Raw genomic sequence first — 6,480 nt, 5'->3', positions numbered from 1 at the left:
AACACTTCCTTTGCCAGATCAATTCCAATTGTCGTAATTTTCATGTCGGACGCTCCTCTCTAGTTACAGGGTTTTAAACAACACTACTTTGGCACCTCGTTGCCATTTAGGGTAGTGGGCGTCCATTCCATTACAATAATCTGAAAGCGTCGCAATCCTTCAAAGCGCCCTCGGTCATTCATTGGCCCTGGGCGTTTTGCTTTTTCTGTCTTCCATTAACGATAGGAGGTACACCATGCTCATCCTGAATGATCCCACCTTGGTCAATCGCATTCCCGATCCCGACATTCGCAGTCTGGTGCAGCAAAGATTCTCGGAGATATGCGCCGGTGAACCCTATGACAACGACCTTCACGGCTACATGATCGTAGTGGAACCTGGCGATAGCGTCGAAGTCCTGGAGCAGGAAATCGGCTGGCCCATACTGCGCAATTTTTTCGATGACACCCACTATGGCGAGCCTGATTTCTCACCACCCTTCGAAGTACTAGAGGAACACGCGAGTTGCTACGAGATGGTTTTCATCCTGAGCGACGGTGGTTCCGGTATCGCAATATTCATCCCGAAACACCCAGGCATCGCTGCCGATCTACTGGCGATGTGCGCTGAATATGCAGTACCGGCAACAGCAGCAACAGCACTGGCTCAGTCCTAAATCCTACCTATCTGCCTCCCTGCATTTCCATATTTTCAGTTCTCTAGATTTCCAGTTTTCCGGATTCTCTCTCCACCACCCACCATCACCCGCTTCCCGCTGGGCATAGGTGATCTTTCATTTCTGTATCACTTCTATAGGAGACTCGCATGGAAACACCTTTGAATCCGCTCGTAGCCGACATCGTCAGTACGCTTGATCCCAACTTGCGTGAAGATTTCGAGGAACGAGCAGCCATCATGGAGTTCGACGCCAATATGGAGAGAGCTCATGCCGAATGCCTTGCTTTGATCGATCTGCTGCATCGTCACCCATTTGTATTGACCGACGTAACTGTCCTCCAGGCAGCAGTAAATGGCACGACTCTATGTTTACTTACCACTGATCTTGATTCCACACGTCAGCAACTGGCTGATATCGGCGGAGTAGAGATAGGCATCCTCGATCTAGCTAAGGTCATCGATCAGCAATACGAAGGTATCGCAGTACTGGCACCCCTCAAGTAACCAGAAGTTGCGGCTTTCCGGGCATCTTATATGAAAGCATCACACCCTCAATTCTACAAGGAGTATTGCCATGAAACGTTCCAAATCCAACGAGCCAAAACTTGCAATCCGTGTTCTCAAGATCGGTTCCTGCTCTTCACTCACTGGTAAATCCACGCTGACCTATCAGATCGGCTGCACAGCTGAATCCGATATCCAGTTCCGTGTAGCGTCCAATACCGGAGGTGGATTCTTCAGCGATGAATGGGTTGCCTTCAATACCATTCAGGAAGCCTTCGATAAGCAACCAAAGGAGAGGCCCATCATATCGCTGATCCTGTATCCGCTCTTCCAGGGCAGATCATTGAATACCCCTGCCTTTCTGCTTGCTGTATTGAAAGCGGAAGGATTGGTGAAACCCCTGGGCGATAAGAAGCGAGGCTATGAGCGCATCGATCCTGCGGAATTCATGGCCGAGATCAGAAAGCTCATCAATACCACTGTCGATCTGAAAGCGGAAGAGGGCAAGCAACCATCCGAATTAGCTTCACAGCCAGCTAAACGCGGTAGGAAACTCAAATCTACCCAGGAAAATGCATCTGCGCTCACCAACTGAGCGAGGGAGTTGAATTCCGTGGGTGACTTATTTTCTTAGCTCACAACCTCAAGAAAAGTAAGGGTTTCCTGGCTTCGCAATGAAGCATCCCTGCAATACCGATCTTATACCGAGCCACTTTCAAATTTCTACCCATCTTGTAGTTCTTGTTGGTTCTCAACGCTTTTCCTGAATCGTTTCTTTCTAATTTTCCTTAGAGGTAAGCCTCAATGATTACAGCTACCACACTCTTGGTCTTGGCCACGTTGCTATGCCTTGCATTCAACAGCACGAGACTGCTCGGCGTTATATGTGCGGCCATCCTGTTCTTGCTCTATCCAATGCTGGTTACGGTGATGCGCTTTCTTGCAGGTATCACTGTTCATGTCATTTCCCACCTTCCATAGCTTAGGAGGAATCCGCTCAATGGCAACAGCCATCACGATCCTAATCATTGGCACCTTGCTGTGTCTTGCATTCGAACGTACTCGACTATTTGGATGCGTCGGCCTAGCAACTCTGATCCAGCTCTATCCCTTGTTTTTCATCGTGATACTCGTGTTCGCAGGTGTCATTTTCTATTTCATACATAACCACCACTAAAGGAGTCTCAACATGCAATATCAAAACTACCTCCTCGACGCGATCAATGAAGTGCTCAGCTGGGATATTCCCGATGAAGCATTGGCTGATGCTGTCAAATCCCAAGCCGGTCTGATGGCGAGAGTGAACCCTGAAGAAATCATGGAGCTCACTTCAGACTGATTCTGCCCTCTAAAACCGCATCATCCCTTCCATTCATACTCAAAACCACTCCCTTCCTAGCAGCCAAAACGATATCCACTACTTGTGGAGACTTTTGCACGTCTGGAGAAAGAGCAGGGAGCAGTGCATTCATTTGTGCTGCTCCTCATTCCTTCTCTTTTTTTGATTTAACCACAGCAGAATAGGAGCGAATATGTCAACGAATACAACCGTCACACGTCAGCGCGTAGATGAACACCAGCGCATTGAGCACACCGCTGCATTATTTGGGGTGCATTTTCCACTATGCCTTGAACCGTTTGTGTATGCACTTGCCGAAAAGCTATCCCCTGATTACAACGACGGATACTGGGAATTCTACGCTCTGAGCAACGGAGGATTCTATATGGCGCCCGATTCAGGCACTTCCTTTCATGTGTCTTGCGAGAATGGCTTATGCGGGCATGCTGTCAGGGGATGCGCTGGGTATCGCCGTCTGTCTCTATGCCTACAGCCATCTTTCGTTCAGCGACATCGAGGGGCTGGCTGAGACGTGTGCCCAGCAGTACCACTGGCTGCGGGATTACATGCTGGAGCACCCGGAAGCACAGGGTATCCTGGGGGCGATTGACTGACATTTCTCGGATATGGCTGAAAAAAGAGGGCAAAGGTGGTGAAGGAGGTGAAAGCGGCAATCCCAAAAATCTGGGGAGGCCATACAGCGGAGTACCACCTTTCCCACCTTTTTCGCCTTTGCTTTCTCGCCTGCACGAAAACGTCGGCCTATGAGTTGCGTTGTCGCACCTTCCTCAACTTACCTGCTGGCATTTTTTGTTTCTGTGGCTAAAAAAGGTGGTAAAGGCGGTGAAGGAGGTGAAGGGCGATCCCTTGGAATTTCTGGAGGTCAGCACGGGAAGGCCGGAACACCACCTTCTCCACCTTTTCCGCCTTTTCTCGCCATCAGCACGAAAACGTCTGCGCCACTCGCCACTTGTCGCCAGCGCCATCTCCAGAATCCCGTGCAACGTAATGGATACATCAAGTGTTTTTAAGGCTGCTCCTCAATTTTACGTCGTGTACTTCCGTACAATATTTTTTTAATGCACTCAGGAATAAAGTTCCATACACCATTTCGACATCATGATGAGTGCTTCATAGATTCAGGAAATTTTAGGAGCTATCAACTTGTTGTGGAGGACGGCACAACATAGAAGCAGAAAATTGTTTGTTCCAATCACAATCAGGAAATCAGTGGTGTAGTTTAAAGACAATATCTTTAGGAGAATCCTGAATGCTTAGAACCTTATCAGTAGTCGTATTGATGATTAGCTTTATCCCATTTGGAAGTGCTGATAAGGGCAATAATGAAGCCCGTATCTACCAGACGGACTCGATTGGCACTATCGATACCAATAAACCTTCATATGTCATTCAAAAAGACGGCCGAATCCTACCTACCGACAGCATTGGAACAAGGGACGCTGGGAGCAAGGATCAATACAAAATAATCGGCGACAGAAGCTACGAAACGGATTCAATTGGCACGGTTAAGCATGAAAAATCATGGAAGATAAAGCAATGAGGTCAATCGACTACTGCATTGCCAGTATCGTTATAGTTTGATGAAGATCGGAGAAGGATCAAATGGGATACGGAGATATTATCTTTGCAAGATTAAGAAAAGCGACTAAAGAAGAAAAGGCAGAAATATGCAAAGCTTTGAGGATACCTATAACTGAAGATATTCATGTAATAAGTAAAGAATACCGATCTGCGGCAGGTCATTCATTCAGGAATATTTTCAGGAAAGATCATGAACTTCCTTATAAAAAGATTCTGATAGATGTTGCTGATAAGTTAAAACCTGGGGTTTTGTGGACATTTCATAAATATGATGACGACACTCCCGAGGAAAGGATTGAGGAAGAAATAGAGGAATACCTATTCGATAGAGTCCAAAAGGAATTGAAGAAGCTTACCGTTTCTGAAAGAAAGAAAAAGGAGGAAGAGTTAAAAAAAGGATTTGAAAAAGAGGGGTATTCTCAAGTAGCCATTAGCAGCATTATGACTATGCTTGCATCGGGCACTGTTGGTGCAGTTGTTGCGCCACGAGTAGCGTTATATTTCGCCTCCTCCACCAGTGCAAGTATATTTGGTGTGTCGTCCTCTTCAATCTTACTATCCAGTACTGGCATAGGTTTATTAGTGTCAATACCATTGTTGGTCGGAGCTATGGGAGGTCCTGCCTATAGAAAAACAATACTTGCAACTATCCAAATGATCCGAATCAGGAAACGGTTGGAAGGTGAGGCATTACTATGACGATTCCTTTTGAAGTGCCTGCGCAATTTATGGCCAAGGTGTTGTCAGGAGAGTACGTGCGTTATGGAGGAATCATAAAAGATGCGGTTACAGGCCAAGTCATTGGGCACTTGAAGGAAGCAGGCTCTCTCGGAAAAGTGCTCAGTGCTATTCCAATGAATCCAATTTCAGTAATTTCAGAAGTAATTCAGATTGGCCAGTATGCGCATCTATCGCATCAAAATACTCAATTAATGCAGAATATTACGCAAATCCAATCAACTCTTGAAGGATTGCAACTCATCACATCTGCTGGCGCACTGGCCTCAGTAGCATCATTGGGAGTAAGTGTAGCTGGGTTCGCTTCTGTTAAAAGTAAATTGGAAAAACTGGAAAACAAGCTGGATGATGTACTGGGTGAATTGAGTCAATTAAAGAAAATAGTCCAAAGAAGCGAGATTAAAATTGATGCACTCAGCTACAGCAGATTACGCGCTGCGATTGAAGAGCTATCCATTGCAGAAGCAGCTGACGGCGAAAAAGAATGCATTGAGTATGCTCGATCTGCCGAAACTAAATTCCGTGTAATTAAGCATAATTACTCAATCCTGCTAAAAGATGATGACTACAATGTTTTGGGTGATCCTGAACTCCCGTTACCGGAAGCCTTAGAGCTACATTCCCGTTTTATTGCGGCAATGGAAGGAGAGCTGCATGCATGCTTTCTGAGAGGAGATTTTGGGGCGTATCGTAAATGTTTGCAAACTAATACTGAATTAGCTCAGGTTATTTGTCATTTTGATAAAAAAGCTGCTTACCATAATCGTATAGCGGGCAGCATGCTTACTGAAACTAAACTGGTAGCAACTAAAATCAAGGAAATTCATGGTATTGCTTCAGAGAATTTTGCCAGGATTAGAAGCATGAGTACTGAGGTTAATTTTATACAAAGAAACAACCTTACGCCCGCCCAATATCTAAAAGAGTTAAGGGGAAAAGAACCGGATTTATTATTGTTACCTTCCTACTGATATTTCTTGCAAATTAAGATTCATAACTCAGGCCCCTGAGGCGATCGACCGACATTCCCCGTGCCTGGGCTGAAAAAAGAGGGTAAAGGCGGTAAAGGAGGTGAGGGGGGCGACCTGAAATTTTTGGTAGGCACTGGCTAAGTTAGCAGGCTGGGCCTTCAGGCCGAAAAAGGGGGAAGCAAAGGTGGCGTCTGGAAAGTCATGCCCCATATGGGTTTTTGCCATTTCCACCACCTTCACCACTTTTCCCTGGCAAGCCCATGGGGAAATACCGAGGTTTCTCGGGGCAACCCTAAGGTGGCAGAGTTACACGAATAGTGCTGCATCGAATTCTTCCCATGTGCCGGAAAAAAAAAGGTGGCAAAGGTGGTAAAAAGAAAATAAAGAGATACCCACAGCAACGCTCTCCGTTCCCCACGAACTCACCACCTTTTTCCACCTTTAGCATCTACCGGACGCCCTATCAAAAATGTCACATCTTTTTGAATCAAACTTCGGTGCGCCGTGATAATGGATTGATTTTAATCGAAGTAACGTACACTTTAATTATAACTACTGGAATCGTCATTATGATCGTAAGCGTCCAACGCTACCATCTAAAAATACCCATTTGATTTCATTACCCTCAAACATTTTCGGGGGGTAAACAATGGCGTTAGCGCTAGACAA

The 6,480-nt window shown here is 46.0% G+C and carries 11 protein-coding genes and 1 pseudogene; 9 read left to right on the top strand and 3 right to left on the bottom strand.

Annotated elements, in window-relative coordinates:
- The first annotated feature begins 235 nt into the window (after nucleotides 1–235).
- The 3 genes from BLW34_RS14625 to BLW34_RS14615 all read left to right on the top strand — a co-directional run bounded on the left by BLW34_RS14625 (nucleotide 236) and on the right by BLW34_RS14615 (nucleotide 1,756).
- Complete coding sequence (locus BLW34_RS14625; protein ID WP_090581141.1) at nucleotides 236–655, top strand: hypothetical protein; 420 nt, start codon at nucleotides 236–238, stop codon at nucleotides 653–655.
- 149 nt (nucleotides 656–804) lie between these two features.
- Entirely contained in the window at nucleotides 805–1,161 is a 357-nt protein-coding gene (locus BLW34_RS14620; protein WP_090581138.1) for a hypothetical protein, read from the top strand.
- A 70-nt stretch (nucleotides 1,162–1,231) separates the two neighbouring features.
- Complete coding sequence (locus tag BLW34_RS14615) at nucleotides 1,232–1,756, top strand: hypothetical protein (protein ID WP_090581135.1); 525 nt, start codon at nucleotides 1,232–1,234, stop codon at nucleotides 1,754–1,756.
- A gap of 248 nt (nucleotides 1,757–2,004) precedes the next feature.
- Here BLW34_RS14615 and BLW34_RS14610 read toward each other — a convergent pair whose 3' ends face one another.
- A complete protein-coding gene (locus BLW34_RS14610) occupies nucleotides 2,005–2,190 on the bottom strand; it encodes a hypothetical protein (RefSeq protein ID WP_090581132.1) in 186 nt (61 codons plus the stop codon).
- A 160-nt stretch (nucleotides 2,191–2,350) separates the two neighbouring features.
- Between BLW34_RS14610 and BLW34_RS16270 the strand changes: the two genes are divergently transcribed.
- Nucleotides 2,351–2,500: a hypothetical protein gene (locus BLW34_RS16270; protein ID WP_177166061.1), complete on the top strand. Its 150-nt coding sequence runs from the start codon at nucleotides 2,351–2,353 to the stop codon at nucleotides 2,498–2,500.
- Here the strand turns inward: BLW34_RS16270 and BLW34_RS16265 are convergent.
- Entirely contained in the window at nucleotides 2,487–2,633 is a 147-nt protein-coding gene (locus tag BLW34_RS16265) for a hypothetical protein (RefSeq protein WP_177166060.1), read from the bottom strand. The genes BLW34_RS16270 and BLW34_RS16265 overlap by 14 nt on opposite strands.
- A gap of 60 nt (nucleotides 2,634–2,693) precedes the next feature.
- Here BLW34_RS16265 and BLW34_RS14605 point away from each other — a divergent pair.
- The 5 genes and pseudogenes from BLW34_RS14605 (at nucleotide 2,694) to BLW34_RS14580 (ending at nucleotide 5,811) form a co-directional block, all read left to right on the top strand.
- Nucleotides 2,694–3,114 (top strand): annotated as a pseudogene (locus BLW34_RS14605) (antirestriction protein).
- Between the two features lie 150 nt (nucleotides 3,115–3,264).
- Nucleotides 3,265–3,531, top strand: coding sequence for a hypothetical protein (locus BLW34_RS14595; RefSeq protein ID WP_090581122.1), 267 nt, complete (start codon nucleotides 3,265–3,267; stop codon nucleotides 3,529–3,531).
- A 239-nt stretch (nucleotides 3,532–3,770) separates the two neighbouring features.
- Nucleotides 3,771–4,061: a hypothetical protein gene (locus BLW34_RS14590; RefSeq protein WP_090581119.1), complete on the top strand. Its 291-nt coding sequence runs from the start codon at nucleotides 3,771–3,773 to the stop codon at nucleotides 4,059–4,061.
- Nucleotides 4,062–4,123: 62 nt separating this feature from the next.
- Nucleotides 4,124–4,801 (top strand): hypothetical protein, encoded by a 678-nt coding sequence (locus BLW34_RS14585; RefSeq protein ID WP_090581117.1) that lies wholly within the window; start codon nucleotides 4,124–4,126, stop codon nucleotides 4,799–4,801.
- The gene (locus BLW34_RS14580; protein WP_090581115.1) at nucleotides 4,798–5,811 is read left to right on the top strand and encodes a hypothetical protein; all 1,014 of its coding nucleotides are present in this window, start codon (nucleotides 4,798–4,800) and stop codon (nucleotides 5,809–5,811) included. The genes BLW34_RS14585 and BLW34_RS14580 overlap by 4 nt, the downstream gene beginning before the upstream one ends.
- Nucleotides 5,812–5,838: 27 nt before the next feature.
- Here the strand turns inward: BLW34_RS14580 and BLW34_RS14575 are convergent, their stop codons facing one another.
- Entirely contained in the window at nucleotides 5,839–6,036 is a 198-nt protein-coding gene (locus BLW34_RS14575; protein ID WP_143037964.1) for a hypothetical protein, read from the bottom strand.
- Between the last annotated feature and the right edge of the window lie 444 nt (nucleotides 6,037–6,480).

Origin of the sequence: Nitrosomonas sp. Nm58, from assembly GCF_900107335.1 — a bacterium.
Classification (GTDB): domain Bacteria; phylum Pseudomonadota; class Gammaproteobacteria; order Burkholderiales; family Nitrosomonadaceae; genus Nitrosomonas.
Note: the sequence above shows the minus strand (reverse complement) of the source record. Positions and strands in the feature narration are given on the sequence as shown.